Source organism: Niabella ginsenosidivorans (assembly GCF_001654455.1).
Lineage (GTDB): Bacteria > Bacteroidota > Bacteroidia > Chitinophagales > Chitinophagaceae > Niabella > Niabella ginsenosidivorans.
This window is the reverse complement of record NZ_CP015772.1, coordinates 1978815-1996658: the sequence shown is the minus strand read 5'-3', so window position 1 is coordinate 1996658 and position 17844 is coordinate 1978815. Positions and strand designations below refer to the sequence as shown.

The following is a 17844-nucleotide window of genomic DNA, read 5'->3' as shown; positions in this document are numbered from 1 at the left end:
GATCTTTACTTAACTGCTCAATTTATACTTAAAGCTTATATTTCTTTATACAGCATTTTCTCTTTACTAGTTATTATAGGTAGTCTTAGTCTGTACCGTTTACTGCTGAAACTAAACTTACGCCATTACGGAAAACCGTAAATATATAACCTGGCAGTTTACTATACTTGTAGTATTAAATATCTTGATTAAAACAATTTAGTATGAAAAAAAATGAAGCTATTAAACCTGGGCCAAAACCAAAAAAAGATAACGGGGAGTTAGATAAAAGGAGAAGGGTTACTCCTGAAAAGAAGCCTCAATATCCACCACTAAAACCTCACAAACACAAACCTAAAGATTAGAGGATTACGCTTCTTTATCTCTTAACTGGGTTTACTGATCGGATGCCCGCGTGAGGGATAGAAAGGGCGGCCCCGCCGCGGCGGGGCCGGTGCGCAGCACGGCACCCCTGCATAGCCCGACCCTGGCCCGTGTGTGGGTCCCGATAGCTATCGGGATGCTTGGGCAGGCCGGGGGCACGCCCAAAAAAAGAAAACCACTGCCCCGCCAATGGCCCTGGCCTTTTAAAGCGGCATAAAAAAAGCCGCCCCCGTGGGCGGCCCTTGTGCCTGGCTAAAGCTCGCCAGGCCGGCGGTTTTGCAGCTCGGTAATAAACGCAGCCGTTTCCTCCAGCTCCCGCAGCACCCGCTCCAGGTCGTACTCCTTTTCCAGCAGGGCTACGGCGCCGTAGTTGGTTTTACGGTCCGTAAGCAGGGAAATGCTGTACTCCGTACGCCGCCGTCTTTTTTCGTGCTCCTTCTTAAGGTCGCCCTCCGGCAGGCCGGCAATAATACCGTCCAGCGCGGCCAGCTCTGCCTGCTTGGCCGCCAGCTCGGTGCTGATCTCCACGGCGTTTTCCGCATACTGTTGTTTTTGGCGCTCCAGGGAAAGTTTTCGCCAGTCGAGGTCCTTTGTTCCTTACGGGCAATGCTGAGTACCGCATCAAAGTCGGCAGCAGTGAGGAGCTGATCAAATGAATAATTAGCCATTTTCTCTACATTTAAAGGGTGAATGAATACCCAAACCTACCCCGCCCTTTACACCGGCGCAATAGCCCTGCGTTGTATTTAATATAGTTTAACATCCGCCCCGCCCTGCCGGGCGGCATCCTTTATGCGCAGGGCAGCCTGCTGCCGGGCTTTTAGGAGGGATAATTTATACTGCACCAGCAGCTGCCTGTCTGGGCTGCAACTGCTCATGGCTTCCAGCACGTTCTCCTCCATATCCTGCAGGCGGCTCAGTTGCCTGCTGCCGGGCGTTGCCGCCTCCATAAGGTGGTGTATAAAGGCCAGCTTTTGGTGCAGCTGTGCATAATGCTCCTGCATTTGGGTTAGCTTATAAGCTACCCTTGTTGCATCGGCCGCAGCCCGCTGTGCATGCGCGTTCAGCGCTTTTTCTACCTTTTGCATGCGGGGTTGCAAAAAGGTTTGCAATTGCCGGCTGGATAACGCTTTTTTTAATAGCAGCTGCTGGTGCAGGGCCTCCAGCTGGAGGAGCTTTATCATAGCTTCAGAAGGCAGGTTGCGCCAGCCTTTTTCGTACATGGTAATGGTGCTGCGCGATACATTTATAAGCGTTGCCAGCTCCCGCTGACTTAGCTGTAACTGGATCCTCAATAACTTCATGGGTTGTGTTTTTTAAGGGTGCTTGTTGTTGTTTTAAAAGATGATCTGTGTGCGCCCCCGGCGTGTCATTTTTTTGCTGACACTATTTTGGTGGACACAATTTTGTGTCAACCCGTTTTGTGTCATCGCAATGCTGACACTGTTTTGTTTGACACAAGTTTTTCTGCAATTTCCATCGATGGGGAGTGTTACGGATGCCGGCGGCAGGCGGCCGTGCGGCCAGGTGTAAGCGTTGTTTCATAACAGTTTTGTTTTAAATAAATAAGCGTTGTACCCCGTGCGCTGCGGCAGCTGCTAAGGGGCCGCCGCAATGCTTTGCTAATTTATTATAACAGAAGCGCTTAAGCGTGACTATTTGTTGTGCATTTTATAACTTGTTGTATTCAATTCCTCACTTTAACGGGTTGTTTGCAGCTTTAGAAAGCCATAGATGCAATGGTGTGTGATTGTTTTGCGAGGCAGCCCGTAAAGCTTTGTCCCGGGTAAAAGAAGTCTTCGATGGCTTCACCCTTACGCTCCGCACCTCCGGTGCTGCTCACCCCGGGGTTGTATTATTTACCCCCGGGATAATGCTGCCGGGTAATAGAATACGAAAACTTTCGCATATATTTGAGGTGGTGATCATTTGCCGCCGTTAACGTAAAAAAATATGAAAAAAGCAGTAACCGCCTTTCTGATACTGGCCACCGCCGGTGCCTACGCCCAACCTGCCAATAAAGTAGTTACTGCTGATATTGATAACTTTTGGATTGCTTTTGACAGCATCCGCCAAACCAATGATTATGCTAAAAAAATATACTTTATAAACAAGCTGTATATTGAAAAAGGCACCGAAGGCCTGAAGGCTTTTATGAAAATTGAAAACTATACCGATACCGGGTATGTAAAACTTATTGATGCCTATCCCCGGTTTTGGAATGCCATAAGGCCACACACATTAGCTATAAAAAATAAAACGGCGGCGCTAAATAAAGGGGTGCAACACCTTAAAAGCCTTTACCCCGGCTTAAAGGATGCCAACATGTATTTTACCATTGGCGGGCTGCAGGCAGGGGGAACCACGCTTAACGACAGGGTGCTGGTGGGTGCAGAAATAGCGGCTGGTACGCCGGATGTTGATGTGTCTGAATTTAATACCGACTGGCAATGGCTGAAGAACACGTTTGCCAGGCAGTCTGCCGAAGACATCCTGTATTTTAACATACACGAATACATCCATACCCAGCAAAAGGCAAATTACAGTTATCAGTTGCTTAATAAATCCATTAAGGAAGGCGCTTGTGATTTTATGGCAGAGCTGGTGCTTGGTCAGCCCCTGCAACGGCCCTATATATTGTATGGCAACCTGCACAGGGCCAAAATAAAAGAGCAGTTTAAAAAGGACATGTTTATGGGCTATGATGCTAACTGGCTGTATAATGGCGCGCAAAAAGGCGATACGGCAGATCTGGGGTATTTCATCGGTTATGAAATTTGTAAATCTTACTACCGGCAGGCGGCGGACAAAAAGCAGGCGATAAAAACGATTATTGAACTGGACTATAGCAACAACAAAGCGGTTGAGCAGTTCCTTACCCAATCAAAATTTTACAAAAAAGTAAATAAGGAGCAATTGGTTAGGGAATACAAAAAAAAGTTTCCCTACTTTGTAAAAATGGAACCGTTTAACGATGGTGCTACCAATGCCGACCCTAAAATAACCGAACTGCGGATAACGTTTTCCAAAGAAATGATGCCGGGCAACTGCTACTCCTTCGACTACCCGGAAAAAGGGAAAGACTATTTCCCCATAAAAAAGGTAATCGGTTTTGAAAATAATAACAAAACCTGTGTGCTAAGCGTTGCCTTGCTGCCGGGTAAGGAATACGGGTTTATTATAACGGACAAAAGTTTCAGATCAAAAGAGGGCTACCCGCTAAAAGCCGAAAAATATACCGTAACATTCAACACCCGGTAAACCCGTTTGCAACACAGGAGGCAGCTCCTTTATGCGCCGTGCCGCCGGCACTCCTGTGCTCCGCAACATGTCCCGGTCTCCGGAATAATCCGAATGTTCGGATCCGGAGTTGTAAGCAACCCAGCCAGGCCGGTGGCCTTTATAAAGAAGGGTGCACGTGGGTGTAGCGGCACGCTGCGCTCTGGATGGTGGAAGAAAGGTCCGTGTCGTGCAGGTCCCGCCTTGTCCCAGCCCAAAACCTTTACACCAGACCGGTGGCCTTTATAAAAATGCAAACCGGGTTTATAACACGGATACCGCGTGAGGGATAGAAAGGGCGGCCGCCGCCGTGTGCGTGGATCTTAATGCATGGCGGGTCGGGGGCATGCCCAAAAAAGAAAATCATTACCCTGCTAACTGTACGCCAGCGCCTATCATAAAGCAGGAATAACCTGCAGGGAAACCATCAAAAACCTGTCGGCGGAAAATCATGTTTATTTGGTGCGGTATAGAAATGAGATAAAATCCCACCGTGGCGGCTATGGTGTTTTCGCAAATTACCAGCGTCTTTTGTATCTTTAGGCAAACACCTATGCCATGACCTATAATCCGCAAAGACACCATCGCCAATCCATACGTTTGAAGGGTTATAATTACGCGCAGGCGGGATTATATTTTATCACAATTTGCACACAAGACCGGCTGCATTTGCTTGGGCAGATTACTGAAGGCCAAATGATATTAAATGATGCAGGCATTGTTGCCGCGGATTGTTGGCAGGCCATTCCGGCACATTTTCCGGATACGGCGTAATGCCGAATCATATTCATGGGATTATTGAAATAAAAAATGCGAATATTGTACCGCCGGTAGGGATTGAAAATTTTCAACCCCTACCGGCGGTGACCGAAAACCGGTTCCAGAAGGTTATTCCCCGATCTGTCGGGTCTATTGTAAGTGGATTTAAAATCGGGGTTACGAAATGGTTTCGATCTGCCGGGGCAAATGATTATTTGCCTCAACAAAAAATATGGCAACGTAATTATTACGATCATATCATCCGCAACAGCGCGGAATACAACCGCATTTCCAATTACATCATCACAAATCCTTTTAATTGGAAGGAGGATAGGTTTTATTGAGTTAGGCCCGGTCAAAATGAACACGGTGAGGGCATTAGTCATTCTTCTTTAAACGCAAACCGGGTTTATAGCACGGATGCCTGCGTGAGGGATAGCAGCGGATACCCCGCTGAAGCCTTTGTGCGGTGGGTATTGCGGCGGAGTAGCAGCGGATAGCCCGACCCCAGCCGTGCGTTGGCCTTAGTGTAGCGGGCTGGGGGCACGCCCAAAAACAGCATACGATCACCCTGATAATTATAGAGGGCTAGTCCTTACCGTGGTAGATCACCTTCATGAGCTGTGCCAGGGTGGCGGTAAAGGGAAAAGCGGAGGGACGGCCGGTGGCATAGTTGGGCAGATCTTTAAAATTCCATTGCAGGGCGTGGAACTCCGGGTCCGTAACGGGCTCCAGGTTTATGACTAGGTAATGATCCTGCGTGGGGGAAGGATAATCCCGGTCCACCAGCTCCTGCCTTGAAAAAATGCGGGGACCTTTGCTGACGATCTTCCACAGCTGGCCGGAGTGCTGCTGCCCCGAGGTATGCAACAGCAGGTACCGGGCGCTTACGGTTGCCCGGTCCAGCACCAAGGCCCCTGCCCCGCTGCCGGTCCTGAAATTGTACAACCGGTGTTTCTGGATCCACTCCAGTTGCTCCGCCGATTTATAATAACCGATGAGCACAAAAATATCATCCGGCAACAGATCCCGGTTGGGCCCATAAGGCTCCGGCAGCGGCTCCTGTAGTACATGGCCCGGTACAGGCTTTTCTTTAAAAACGTCAAATGTGTGGTAGGCCCATTTTTCCCGCTGGGAAGTACGGTTGATAAAATGGTCGATAATAGCAAGGATAAAGGCTTTTAAGGCGCCAATGCCGTCGTCTGTTTTGGAAGGTCGCACCGGGAAAGCCCCCAGTCCGGGTATAATTTCATGAAAGCCCTGCCGGCTTAAAGCGGTATGCCCCGGGTACAGCACATAGGCCCCGCCGGTACGCCGGATGGCATCTTTATAGGCATGCATTTTGAGCAGGTCGGCATTTTTATAAATGCCTTTATTGTTCTCCTTTTTTTCCTGCATCAGCGCGGCCGCTGAAGAAGGCTCTAAAAATTTATTGAGGTGATCAATTTTATACTTGGCATCAAAATGAATATGGGTGATGAGCTCCTGCTGCTCTGCCTCCGCCTCGGTAATGCCTGCGGGCCAGAAGGAAAGCGTATAATCCGGCCGCATAAGGGAGGTATAGCTGCCGGCATGGGGATAATCCTTTACCCCGCTAAACGTACGGTTGTAGCTAAAGCGGATGGACAGCTTGCGGGAACCGGCATCGTACACGCCCTGGATGGGATAATGCCGCCCCTGTTTGAGCCGCAGGTTTAACCCGTCCTCCGTTTTTTCGATAAGCTGATGGATATCCTCCGCGTTTAATTTAAAGACGGATCGAAAGAGGGACAGCAGTTTAAAGAACAACCAGTACTCATACAAGGTGGCTACATCTTTTTTACCACCGCGGTACACATCATCCCCACCCTGCCATACCAGCTTGGCCGCTACCTGGAACAGCAGCCAGGTGCGCAGCACTTCTCTATAGCCTTCCTTACGCTGCAATACCGGACTATTGAGCCTGAGCGTGGTAGGTGCGGAAATGCTGGTGAAAAAACTATGGTGCAAAAAACCTTCCAGCGTGCGGATGAGCAAGAACGATTCCTTATACAGCTTGCTTTGTGCGGCAGCGGCATTGTGTACATCCGTACAGAATTTTAAGAACACTTCCAGCGCGTGCTTTACAAAACGGTTCTCTGGTGTATCCACCGTGTCGGTTTTAGCAACTGTGGTAATTTTTTGAGGTATGGTGGTGAGGCCTGCTTTACGCAATGCATGCCCTGCCAGGAGCTCCGTGCGGTTGCTGCCCTTTAGCAACTCCTGTACCTGCGCATTGGAAAGACGGCGCACCCGGCGCACATCCTTTAGCTCCGGCGCATCGGCCCATTGGGTAACGGGTGCCGTAACAATGCGGTGGATGGCCTCCGCAAAATCGCCCGTACCAATAACGGATTGTATAAAGGCAAATTGCTGGTACAGGGTGTGGCTGTCGGCTGAATAATCCACTTCCAGCGAATGCACCACCGGCGCGTTGGACTGTAAGATGAGGTCCGTACATTGTTCCATAATAAACTCCAGCATATCCCGGTAATCATTGCGGTAACTGGTTTTTACGGATTGCACTTCCAGCTCGATCTGCGTCAACGGCTCCGGGTGATGTACGTGCAATATAGGAATGGTCAGGGTACCGGTAAAAATATTGGGCGCCAGGGTGCCCGTATGCGGGTTTCTTTTATGCGGGGTGATGATGCTCTCCCCCACATCGCCCAACTGGTAATCCGGGTTGTTGAACGCATAATCATAAAAGGCTCCTTCCACCAGCTGATATCGTGCCTCATTGTTTTCCGCAGCGCTTTCCTCCCCATCAAACAGGGTATGCGGTTTACGGGCATCGATATACAAACGCAGACTGGTTGCGATGCTATCTAAATTGATCTCTATGGAGGTTTCAGCCTTCATGTGTTCCTATGCTTCGGCAAAACTGGTGAACCCGTTATCGATAGCGCCTTTATACATGCGGGTTATTTTTTCCAGCGACAGGGGGTATAATACCCGGTCGTCTTTTTCAAAATCAAAACCGGTGGCTTCAAAAACTTCATGCTCTATATTGCCGTTGCCATTAAAACAAAGCGATCCTAAAGTGCTGAGCACGGGCGTTAGCCTGCGGCGCGATCCGTGCAGCTTGGGCAATAGCTTTTGCATAAGGGCAATGTCCAGCTTTTTATTCAGGGATAGTGTGCTATCTATTACTTCTAGTTGGTTAATGAGTTGCAGGATCTCCGTAGCGGTACGGTAGCCAAACTCCGCCCCGGCTTTTTTGAGCTCTTTAAAAAAGCTGATAAGGGTGGTATTGATCAGCTGCCGGTCTGCATGATCATTGGGGATGGCTTTGATGCCCGACAGTTTCAGAAAGCTTTCTGCCATGGAAGCACCCGCAGCGTTTAGCGGTTGTTTATCCGCGCCGAACGGGTTGTTGAGAAAAGCCGCCATCTCCCGCTCCGTTACCCGGAACTCAATGGTATTGGCCCGGTCCAGCACTTTGGGGCTGAACATATTGGTGGTTTCGTCGATATTCACCGTACCAATGATAAATAAATTCGATGGCCATTTGATAGCAGCAGGCACACCCGATCTTTTTTGGGCACCACCCGCATGCAGGGGAATGGCTTCCTGCGATTCCATAACGCTGAGAAAGTCTGCAAAGTAGCGCTCCACATGGCTGAGGTTCATTTCATCCAGGATCAGGAAATAAGGCTGGGCGGGATGCGCATTGGCATTCAGCAGCAGATCCAGCGCGCCGTTATCCGGCTTTACATAGTCCTGCGCGTCCAGCGCGTTGGGATAGCCCAGCAGCGGTTCCCGGTTCGTCCAGTCGGCTCCTACCGGCACCACGCTGTATTGCTGCGCGTTCTTACAAATCCATTGTACAAAAGCCTGCGCCAGTTTGGTCTTCCCGGATCCCGAAAGCCCGGTAAGGATGACGAAGGGCTTGGCCAGTAAAGAACCTACAAACCGGGTGACCAGCGAAGGATGAAAGCTGAGCCCGGTTGCATTGAGCGCTTCTAAAAAAGCAGATAGCCGGAATTCCTGTTGCGCGGTTTCGTTGGTGTTGGTAGGCATATCGGTATCCTCCTGCATTTCGTTATAAATATCAATGATGTCCAGCAAGTCTTCTTCTATTTCATCCCGGTTTAACGGGTTATTGGCATTATACGCCTTATACACATAGGAACTGCCATAATTAGGCGGCTTGCCCAAATCATGCTCTGCAAAATATTTTGAAATGGTAACAGGGTTATGCAGCTCCCAGTTATGGGGTGGTTCGTGGGTTTCATTAACACCGTATGCCAGTATCAATAACCCCTGCTCCTCATAGAAAAAATAGGCAGGATAAATATATTCCTGGATGCTGTTTGCTTTATTTAAAAATGCGATGCGGGGAACTTTTGCCTTATGCGCCCGTCCAAAACTTACCCGTACTTCCAAACCAATGAAGTTTTTATTATAACTGCTGTATTTGAGATCCTCTGTTTTTGCCTGCTCCAGGAAGCGCTCCAGCTCTTCAAAATAACTGGGTACTTCTTCCCTTTTTTCCACCTGGAAACCCAGTTTGGTTAAGTAGTCCACCGCCTGCCGGGCAGTGAACAGATCGAGGGGCAGTTCCAGTCCGTTGGCGTATTGATTGGCGTTGCTTAACACATATTTGGGCGGGTATTTGTTGCCATCTGCCACCAGGTAATACTTGGTGTAGAACCGCCTTGGGGGTATGGCAGAAGGGTTGATGTCCCGGACGGCTTTGAGGATATCGGTATCCGTTATATTTAATGGTATGAGGTTTGTCAATGTACTCTTTTTATGAGGCTAAATTTATGGTTTTCCGGCGACCGGCAAAGGCCTGCCAATGCAGCCGTTGTGTTATGCTTTTCATTTTCAGGTCTTTGGTGTGATAGCATTGGAAGCAATATACGAAATATTTTTTTAATTTGAAAGAGAAGTTTGGGAAGACCGGGTACAATACGTTTGCCAACAGGTTGCCTGAAAGGTAAATTCCATGGTAGTAGCTGCCAGATGCACGTGTAGAGACATCCTGATGCTTCTATGGGTCATTAGGATGCATTATGTACATTAAAGATACGACCTGTTTTGGAAAATGGGATCATAGATCAAAGACTTAAAAATTCCTAAAAGGGGTTATTTTAGGATCAGGACATTCCCCTGATCTCCGGGAAGCACCAAAAAAAGCGTACGTGCTGTTGGTATTCCCGCAGATTTTAATCCTATTCTGCGTCCGTCTGCGAGATCTGCGGAAGTCCTTGCAGGCTCCGGTAACAGCTCCGTTAAAATGTTCCCGCAGAATGTGCTGAATAGTGCGGACAACCGCCCACCTGCGCTTTTGGCTTTGGCAAATATCAGGTATAATTACCTTCTCCTAACGGCACTAAAAAGCCGGCAAACATACTGCCGGCCTTTCCTGAGTTTTTTATGCCTTTATAACGCCTGCCCTCCTGAAACCTCAATTCGCTGCCCGTTGATCCAGCGGGCATCCTCCGTGCAAAGGAAAGCTACCACCCCCCCGATATCATCCGGCAGACCTACACGGCCTAAAGCCGTGGCAGCTGCGATCTGTGCATTGATCTCTTTATTATCGCGGGTATGGCCGCCACCGAAATCGGTTTCTATGGCGCCAGGAGCCACTACATTTACCCGTATCTTCCGTGGGCCTAATTCCCTGGCCAGGTAGCGCGTCAGCACTTCTATTGCCGCCTTTATGGAGCCATATACGGAAAGGCCCGGTAAGATGATCCGCGACAGGCCCGATGAAATATTTACAATGCCACCCCCCTCATTGATGAACGGCAGAGCCTTTTGAATGAGGAAGAACACTCCTTTATAGTGAATGTTTACGATATCATCCAGTTGCGCTTCGGTGGTTTCGCCAACCGTTGCATACAACGCTGTGCCGGCATTGTTGACCAGAAAATCAAAGTCCGGACTGCCGTTCTGCTCCTGCAGATGAGCAGTCACCTGTCTAATAAAATCGTCAAAACTGCTTATTACGCGGGTGTCCAGCTGAAAAGCAACCGCCTGCTGCCCCAGCGCCCGGATCTCTGCAACGGTTTCATCTGCCGCTGCTTTGTTGCTGTTATAAGTCAGTATTACATCAATACCCTTTTTAGCCAGGCTGATGGCCATATTTTTGCCCAAACCCCGGCTGCCGCCGGTTACTATTGCAATTTTGTTTTTTGTGCTCATGTTCATTATTATTTTAATACCGCAAAATTGAGTTTATTACGAGTAACAGTTATTGCAAACATCAATCCAATATTTGCAAAATTCAAACCAACCGTTCAGGAACGGAAAAAGACCGGTGTAAGCGCCGTCTGCTTTTTAAAGAAATTGGAAAAATGGGCCACTTCCTCAAAACCGAGGCTGTAGGCAATTTCGGAAATCGTCCAATCGGTTTGCCTTAATAAAATTTTTGCTTCCTGCAGAATCCGGTTGCTGATCATAGCAGTAGTTGTTTTGCCCGTATTTTCTTTTAATACCTTATTCAGATGATTTACATGAATGGCCAGCCGGTCGGCATAATCCTTTGCCGTTCGCAACTGAAGCCGCTGCTGCGGGGACTCTATAGGAAACTGCCGTTCCAGCAATTCAATGAACAGCGCCGTAACACGGGCCGCTGCATTTGGGGTAACCACCTGCGCTGTACCGGGTTGCAGCTTTTGCCCGTAATGGATAAGCTCTAAAACATAATTGCGCAGCAGATCGTATTTAAAGGCATAATCTGAAGCGATCTCTTTTTTCATTTTCTCAAAGATCGCTCCCAGCTCCGCCGCTTGTTTATCCGTAATTTCAAAAACGGGATAACCGCCCGGCTGAAAGAGGGGCAGGTCATCCGGCACCATGCCGGTCTTGTTCTTTACAAGAAAGGCATCGGTAAATACACAAAAATGCCCGGATTGATGCGGATCCTGCGGCACCCAGTGATACGGTACTTTTGGCGTGGCAAATAACAAGGCGTTGCCTGTTATCTCTATAACCTTATCCGCATATTCCGCCCGGTTCCTGCCCCGTATAAGGCTGATCTTATAATAAGCCCTCCGGTTGTACGGCATTTGCTTTCTTTGCTTTACCGCTTCTATAGTGGCCGCAATGTTAAAAATATTAAAATGCCCGATCTCTTTGCTGATGCCCGGTGGCAACAACGTACTTATCTCGGTTCCGGTTTGTGCGGCAGTTTCTTCATAGAACTGTTCAAGCGAGGTGGTTCCAATGCGCTTCATGTAATGCTGTTATTTGCAAAATTCAAACAGCAATATAAGCAAAAAACTGTTTGTGTCATTGCAGGGTTCGGGATTTATACCCCCACCAGCACCCTGGCTCACTTTAGCATCAGCCTTTGCAAAACAAACCTGTGCAATCGTTTCCATGGCGGAATTATTCATTCCATAAAATAATAAGCACCCGTAACTGTTGTTCCGCCTTTTTATTTTCCCTATTTTGGCCGTTTAATTAAAATGATAAACGATTTCTCTTATGAAACGGATCTTTTTCTTTGGAATGGCAATCGGATTGCTGGTGGCGTCCTTACCCACATGGGCACAGAAGGATATGCGCAGGCTTATTAAGAACAATGAAGCATTTGCAGCCGCCCAATATAAAATGCTGATGAAAAATGTGCCGGCAGATAAAATGCCGCGGTACTATGATCCCGCAAAGGATCAGCTGCAAGTATCCGGCGTTGACTGGTGGACAAGCGGCTTTTACCCCGGCACCCTGTGGCTGATCTATAAAGCCACCGGCGATAGGGAGCTCCTTGCCGCAGCAAGGGAGAAATTAGCTATTGAAGAACCAATGAAATATTATACCGGCAACCATGATATCGGTTTTATGATCTTCTGCAGTTTTGGAACCGCTTATGCAATTACGGGAGATCCGCAGTACAAACAGGTAGTGCTTACTGCCGCTGAAACAGCTACAAAGCGGTACCGGCCGGGCATGCACGCTATCCAGTCCTGGAATAAAAGCCGGCAATTCAATGCACCGGTGATCATTGATAATATGATGAACCTGGAACTGCTGGAATGGGCTGCTAAAAACGGCGGCAGCAAGCGCCTGGCCGAAATTGCAGAGAACCATGCAAATACTACTTTAAAGAATCATTTTCGTCCGGACGGCAGCAGCTATCATGTAGTGGATTATGATACCGCTACCGGGCGTGTACTGAAACGGGTGACCCACCAGGGGTATGCCGATGAATCAGCATGGGCACGCGGACAGGCCTGGGCCTTATATGGATTTACCATGATGTACCGCTTTACCAAAAAGCCGGAATACCTGGCACAGGCTCATAAAGTTGCCCGGTTTATTTTAAAGAACCCGAACCTGCCGGCAGATAAGATTCCCTACTGGGATTTTAACGCGCCTGATATTCCGAACGCCCCGCGTGATGTATCAGCGGCAGCGGTTACGGCCTCTGCCCTGCTGGAGCTGGCTCAATACAGTAACAAAACACAACAGGCATCGTATACCTCAGATGCGGCTACCATGCTCCGGTCACTTTCCACCACCTACCGGTCAAAGCCCGGTGGCAGCAAGGGATTTATCCTTACACAAAGCGTGGGTCATTTACCGGCCCATTCAGAAGTGAACGTATCTCTTACCTATGCCGATTATTATTTTATGGAAGCATTGGAACGGTATAAAAAGTGGGTGCTAAAATAATGTTCCGGATTTGAGGGTTGAGAGATGAGAGCCGGGGAAGTGCTCAATTATCAGTTGTCAGTATTGAAAAGACTGAATTAAAGGAAAACGCTGATCCCCTTACTCGCTACTTGCCATTTCCTACTGTCCTGTTCAATTAAGAATGAGCATTTGAGCGGTCAGTCATAAGTTATCAGTTTTCAGTATTGAGAATACCGGATAAAAAGCAACCATCAATTTCCCTGCCCGCCGCTCCCTGTTCCCCTGCATCAGGCAACAGTTCTTACCCCTTCAGCAATTACAGAAGAAAAGACCCCGGGCGGGTAGCCGATCTTTGCTTCATACGCTGCAGTGATCTTTTCCGAAAAATCATCGAAGCTGTCTTTTTTGATCAGAGCGATCGCACAGCCGCCAAAACCGGCCCCCGTCATCCGGGCGCCGATACAATTCTGATAGGTCCGGCAGAAATCAACAATGGCATCCAGCTCCGGGCCGGATACTTCATACAAATGCTGTAAGGAATCGTGCGATGCGTACATCAGCTCCCCGAAGGTTTTAATGGCACCGTTGATCAACGCATCTTTTGCCTGCTTTACCCGGTTGTTTTCTGAAATGACGTGCAGGGCACGTTTTTCAAGAACGGGGTCATTTAACAGGCCCTTATGCTGGCTGAACTGATCAATGCTGATCTCCACCAGATGATTTACCGGGAATTGCTGCCGGAGCTTTTCCAATGCCGCTCTGCATTCGCTGAAGCGTTCATTGTATTTCGATTCGACGAGCTTCCTGGGTTTATTGCTGTTAATGATCGCCAAAACATGATCCCCTATCTCAAACGGTATGTACTCATAATCCAGTGTATCCGTATTGAGCAGCACCGCCTGCCCGGCTTTTCCCATTGCTACCGCAAACTGATCCATAATGCCGCTGTTCAATCCCATAAAACCGTTCTCTACTTTTTTACCAAGCACGGCCAGTTCTACATTTGTGAGGCCTCCGGCAAACAACTGGTTCAATGCATGGGCAGTGAGCACTTCAACAGAAGCACTGGAAGAAAGCCCCGAACCGATGGGCAAATTACCGGAGAAAAGAAAATCGAGCCCGGTTATTGTTATATTTTTCTGCTGCATTTCATGGATCACACCCACGGGATAATTGAACCACCCGCTACCGGATTTGGTATACCCTTTCTTATTGATGGCAACAGTTGCCGTTTCCTCAAAGTCGGTTGCGTGAAAACGGAAAACAGATTCGTTATTTTTTGCAACCAGTAAAGTAGTACCTAATGAAATGGCACAGGGCATTACCTGGCCGCCGTTATAGTCAATATGCTCCCCGATCAGGTTTACGCGGCCCGGACAGAAAAAGATATGTTCAGTTGGTTTGTTGTAAATTTTTTCAAATTCTTTTTGTAATTCGGCAATGGTCATAACAATTATACTATTTTTATCAAAAATCGATAATTCATGATTGAAATCACTGAGCAGCTTGCTACACAGCATCCCAATGGAAAAAATGTTTATGTGTTTACACTAAAAAACAGCGCAGGAACGGAAGTAAAGGTCACCAATTACGGCGCTATTATCATGTCGATAAAAATACGGAAATCAGATGGAACTTTTAACGATATTGTTTTAGGCTTTGACGAACCGCAGCAATACTGGTCGGCTGAGTATCTGAAAAATTATCCTTATTATGGTGCTGCGATCGGCCGCTATGCCAACCGTATTAACGGAACGGTCATTCATATTGACGGAAAGGGATACCGGCTGAACAGTGCTGCACCCGGTTACCAGCTGCATGGCGGGGTTGAGGGATTTGATAAAAAGGTATGGGATAAAATTGAGGCAGGCGATGGTAAGGTAGTGCTGCAATATATAAGTCCGGATGGTGAGGAAGGGTTTCCGGGAAACCTTACTGTACAGATCATTTTTTCATTGAACGAAGCAAATGAATTCAGTTATGAATATAAAGCTACTACCGATGCACCCACTGCGGTAAACCTGACCCATCACAGTTATTTCAACCTGAACAACGGGAAAGGCACTATTCACAACCAGCATTTAAGGATTCATGCTGCCAGTTACCTGGAACAGGATCCCAATTATTGCACCACGGGGAACGTGCTACCTGTAAAGGGTACCCGGAATGATTTTAGTACTTATAACCAGACCGGGGATATTGAGCACCCTGAAAAGGGAATTGATATCAGCTACCCTTTAGACAGGCAGGGCATTGAATACATAGCGGCGGAGGCCTATTGCGATGAAGAAGCTATAAAGCTGGAAGTATACACCACGGCACCATTAGTGCATTTATACAACAGTTGCGGCTCTCCGGAGATCAAAGGCAAGGGCGGTCAGCAATACCAGCCTTTTTCCGCATTTTGCTTTGAAACGCAGGTGCACCCCAATGCTATTACCATTCCGTCTTTTCCTGATACGATACTGAGACCGGGGGAAGCCTATACCACAAAAACCATTTATAAGCTGGTAAAGAAATAGTGCCGGAAAATAGAATGCCACCCTGCCTGACGAAAGGCATGATTCGTAGTTCGGCAAGCTGTTAATAACAGGTATCTTATTGTATTGAAAGCCACCAATATACAAGATCGTCGTCTCGACCGAGTTCGGAGAACGAGCGGAGAGATCTCTGTAATAGATGAGATCCCTCTGCGCACCCGCTGAAAGCGGGTTTGGTCGGGATGACGATTAAAAAAAAACTTGTCATCCGAATGAACTTAGATGCAACGCTTTTATGGTTGCCTCACTATGACAGGCGCACCATGACAATCATTTTTATCATCCGAATGTTTGAATTCAAAGAATTGAATTTCTTCTTTTATAGATGCCGGTATCAAAACCGTACTGAAAACCCCTGTTTTTCTTTAAACTCTTTCCGGAAGCTGACAATACCAATAAAGAAAAGATCAATATCGCAGGTTACCTTTTCATGGGCAACAATATGCTTCCAGGCAGCTTCCATCCCTGCGCTCCAGTGAATATCATCAAAGACCAGTAATGAATCATTATGCAGATGCGGCAGCAGCTGCTCAAAATACCGTTCAGTGGGTTCCTGCCGGTGGTTGCCATCAATAAAGGCAAGATCGATCCCCGGCGTGCTGCCGAGTACTTCCGGTAAAGTATTATCAAAATTGCCTTTTACGATTTCAATATTTTTTAGCCCGAGCATGTCAAAATTCTGCTGCGCAACAGCTGCCACAGCACCGGCACCTTCCATTGTAACAACTTTTGCATCGGGGTTTGCTGAGGCAAGATAGGCCGTTGTAATTCCTAGCGATGTGCCCATTTCCAGAACAGACTGTGCTTTGTAATACCGGGCCATCCGGTAAAGCAACTGTCCGTATTTGGCCGGTTTGGCCGCACTGCGGGCAATCGAAGATATTTTGCGCCGGTTGGACCGGGTGGTTGCCGATCCGGCCCCGAAGTCTTCAATAGTAATGGAGGTGCGGTCTTTTAAAAGCTGCCTGCGCAATGCCTCTATCCTGCTATAATCCGGGTATTCTGTAAAGTCATTCATCACTTTTGTTATAAACTCAAATACAAAAGGGGAATGCATCCCGTGCCCTTTGCTGTTGGAAGCATTTACGTAATACTTAAAGTATTTTTTGGCGGCTATTAAAGGTGAGTAAACCATGGAGATAATAAATGTAGAATGGAAAATGTAAAATGTAGTAATTTTTACATTGAAAATTTTAGATTTTACATTTTAAATTTAATTCCGCTCCCACAGCTCAAAGTCATAGTTGTACAAATGTTTATCATCTGCTTTGTTCTCAATAGTGCTCTTTAATGTCCATTCGCTCTGATCAAAATCCGGGAAATACGCATCGCCGTCCAAAGCAACATTCACGCGGGTTAAATAAATACGGCTGGCTTTGGGAAGATACAGTTTATAGATCTCCCCTCCGCCAATCACCATCAACTCCTTCACATCCATTTCCTTTACCAGCAGTTCCACATCTTTCAGGCTCCTGGCCACGATGGCGTTCTTTATTTTATAGTTCTTATTATTGCTCAATACAATATTCTTCCTTCCTGCCAGTGGCTGTTTAAAAGACTCAAAGGTCCTGCGCCCCATTACCACCGGCATTCCCCAGGTTACATTTTTAAAATGCTTCATATCATTGGGCAAAGACCATAACAGTTTATTGTCTTTCCCTATTACATTGTTATTAGCTGCTGCTGCTACGAGTGATATTATCATAAAATAAGAAATAAGAAACACTAAATTAGAAATAAAAAATGGAATTCATGTTCCAGAATATTATTCTTTGCTATTTCCACACCTTTCAGAAAAACAACAAAAATTTATTAAGCAGCTCTATTAAAGGTCAGCACTGCTTTTATAAAATAAAAAATAAGAAACCACTAAACCTGAAATAAAAAAGAATTAGTGTTTCAGGATATTATTCTTTGCTGTTTCAATACTTTTTAGAAAAATAGCCATTAACTGAGTAGCTTCATTAAAGGCTGACTCTACTTTCTCATGGGTAAGAATCGGTTTCCTTTTAATAATCATCAAATTGACCCGCGACTCTCTTGTTTCTTTAAGTACTAATTTCATCTTATGGATAAAGTCAGCTTTTGATTCGGCAGCCTGTGCTTCCCCATATATTAAAGCAGAAGCAGTGCTGCTTTTAGATAGCTGATATTCTAAATTCTGTCCCGCTTTTGTTGGTGGCAATAATTCGCATACTTCCAGGCAAATACAGGCAAAATCAACCAGCCTGTCTTCCAGATCAAATTTTTGTGTAGTGTTTCTCATGGTATTTTATTTTCCCGGTTAATTATT

The 17844-nt window shown here is 47.0% G+C and carries 15 protein-coding genes; 5 read left to right on the top strand and 10 right to left on the bottom strand.

Annotated features, from left to right (window positions below):
• The first annotated feature begins 203 nt into the window (after positions 1-203).
• Both A8C56_RS24660 and A8C56_RS08350 read left to right on the top strand, forming a co-directional pair.
• Positions 204-344: a hypothetical protein gene (locus A8C56_RS24660; protein WP_169818757.1), complete on the top strand. Its 141-nt coding sequence runs from the start codon at positions 204-206 to the stop codon at positions 342-344.
• Between the two features lie 50 nt (positions 345-394).
• Positions 395-580, top strand: a complete 186-nt coding sequence (locus A8C56_RS08350; RefSeq protein WP_067754428.1) for a hypothetical protein — start codon at positions 395-397, stop codon at positions 578-580.
• A 35-nt stretch (positions 581-615) separates the two neighbouring features.
• Here A8C56_RS08350 and A8C56_RS08345 read toward each other — a convergent pair whose 3' ends face one another.
• On the bottom strand, positions 616-891 hold the full coding sequence (locus A8C56_RS08345; RefSeq protein WP_067754426.1) for a hypothetical protein: 276 nt from the start codon (positions 889-891) through the stop codon (positions 616-618).
• A 218-nt stretch (positions 892-1109) separates the two neighbouring features.
• Positions 1110-1667, bottom strand: coding sequence for a helix-turn-helix domain-containing protein (locus A8C56_RS08340; RefSeq protein ID WP_067754422.1), 558 nt, complete (start codon positions 1665-1667; stop codon positions 1110-1112).
• A 649-nt stretch (positions 1668-2316) separates the two neighbouring features.
• Here A8C56_RS08340 and A8C56_RS08335 point away from each other — a divergent pair.
• Positions 2317-3624 (top strand): hypothetical protein, encoded by a 1308-nt coding sequence (locus A8C56_RS08335; RefSeq protein WP_067754421.1) that lies wholly within the window; start codon positions 2317-2319, stop codon positions 3622-3624.
• Positions 3625-4989: 1365 nt separating this feature from the next.
• Here the strand turns inward: A8C56_RS08335 and A8C56_RS08325 are convergent.
• The 4 genes from A8C56_RS08325 to A8C56_RS08310 all read right to left on the bottom strand — a co-directional run bounded on the left by A8C56_RS08325 (position 4990) and on the right by A8C56_RS08310 (position 11609).
• Positions 4990-7281, bottom strand: a complete 2292-nt coding sequence (locus A8C56_RS08325) for a DUF2357 domain-containing protein (RefSeq protein WP_067754419.1) — start codon at positions 7279-7281, stop codon at positions 4990-4992.
• A gap of 6 nt (positions 7282-7287) precedes the next feature.
• Positions 7288-9165 (bottom strand): 5-methylcytosine-specific restriction endonuclease subunit McrB, encoded by a 1878-nt coding sequence (locus tag A8C56_RS08320; RefSeq protein WP_084490110.1) that lies wholly within the window; start codon positions 9163-9165, stop codon positions 7288-7290.
• 645 nt (positions 9166-9810) lie between these two features.
• Positions 9811-10575, bottom strand: a complete 765-nt coding sequence (locus tag A8C56_RS08315) for an SDR family NAD(P)-dependent oxidoreductase (RefSeq protein WP_067761775.1) — start codon at positions 10573-10575, stop codon at positions 9811-9813.
• Between the two features lie 95 nt (positions 10576-10670).
• Positions 10671-11609, bottom strand: a complete 939-nt coding sequence (locus A8C56_RS08310; RefSeq protein WP_067754417.1) for a helix-turn-helix domain-containing protein — start codon at positions 11607-11609, stop codon at positions 10671-10673.
• Between the two features lie 253 nt (positions 11610-11862).
• Here A8C56_RS08310 and A8C56_RS08305 point away from each other — a divergent pair, with 253 nt between their 5' ends.
• On the top strand, positions 11863-13050 hold the full coding sequence (locus A8C56_RS08305) for a glycoside hydrolase family 88 protein (protein WP_067754414.1): 1188 nt from the start codon (positions 11863-11865) through the stop codon (positions 13048-13050).
• A gap of 248 nt (positions 13051-13298) precedes the next feature.
• On the opposite strand, the gene A8C56_RS08300 is transcribed toward A8C56_RS08305, so the two are convergent.
• Entirely contained in the window at positions 13299-14459 is a 1161-nt protein-coding gene (locus A8C56_RS08300; protein WP_067754411.1) for a galactokinase, read from the bottom strand.
• Between the two features lie 36 nt (positions 14460-14495).
• Between A8C56_RS08300 and A8C56_RS08295 the strand changes: the two genes are divergently transcribed.
• Positions 14496-15533: an aldose epimerase family protein gene (locus A8C56_RS08295; protein ID WP_084490109.1), complete on the top strand. Its 1038-nt coding sequence runs from the start codon at positions 14496-14498 to the stop codon at positions 15531-15533.
• Positions 15534-15885: 352 nt separating this feature from the next.
• Here A8C56_RS08295 and A8C56_RS08290 read toward each other — a convergent pair whose 3' ends face one another.
• The 3 genes from A8C56_RS08290 to A8C56_RS08280 form a co-directional block, all read right to left on the bottom strand.
• Complete coding sequence (locus A8C56_RS08290) at positions 15886-16686, bottom strand: O-methyltransferase (RefSeq protein ID WP_067754408.1); 801 nt, start codon at positions 16684-16686, stop codon at positions 15886-15888.
• 78 nt (positions 16687-16764) lie between these two features.
• Complete coding sequence (locus A8C56_RS08285) at positions 16765-17256, bottom strand: dihydrofolate reductase (RefSeq protein WP_067761771.1); 492 nt, start codon at positions 17254-17256, stop codon at positions 16765-16767.
• A 186-nt stretch (positions 17257-17442) separates the two neighbouring features.
• On the bottom strand, positions 17443-17817 hold the full coding sequence (locus A8C56_RS08280) for a four helix bundle protein (RefSeq protein WP_067754405.1): 375 nt from the start codon (positions 17815-17817) through the stop codon (positions 17443-17445).
• Positions 17818-17844 lie beyond the last annotated feature (27 nt).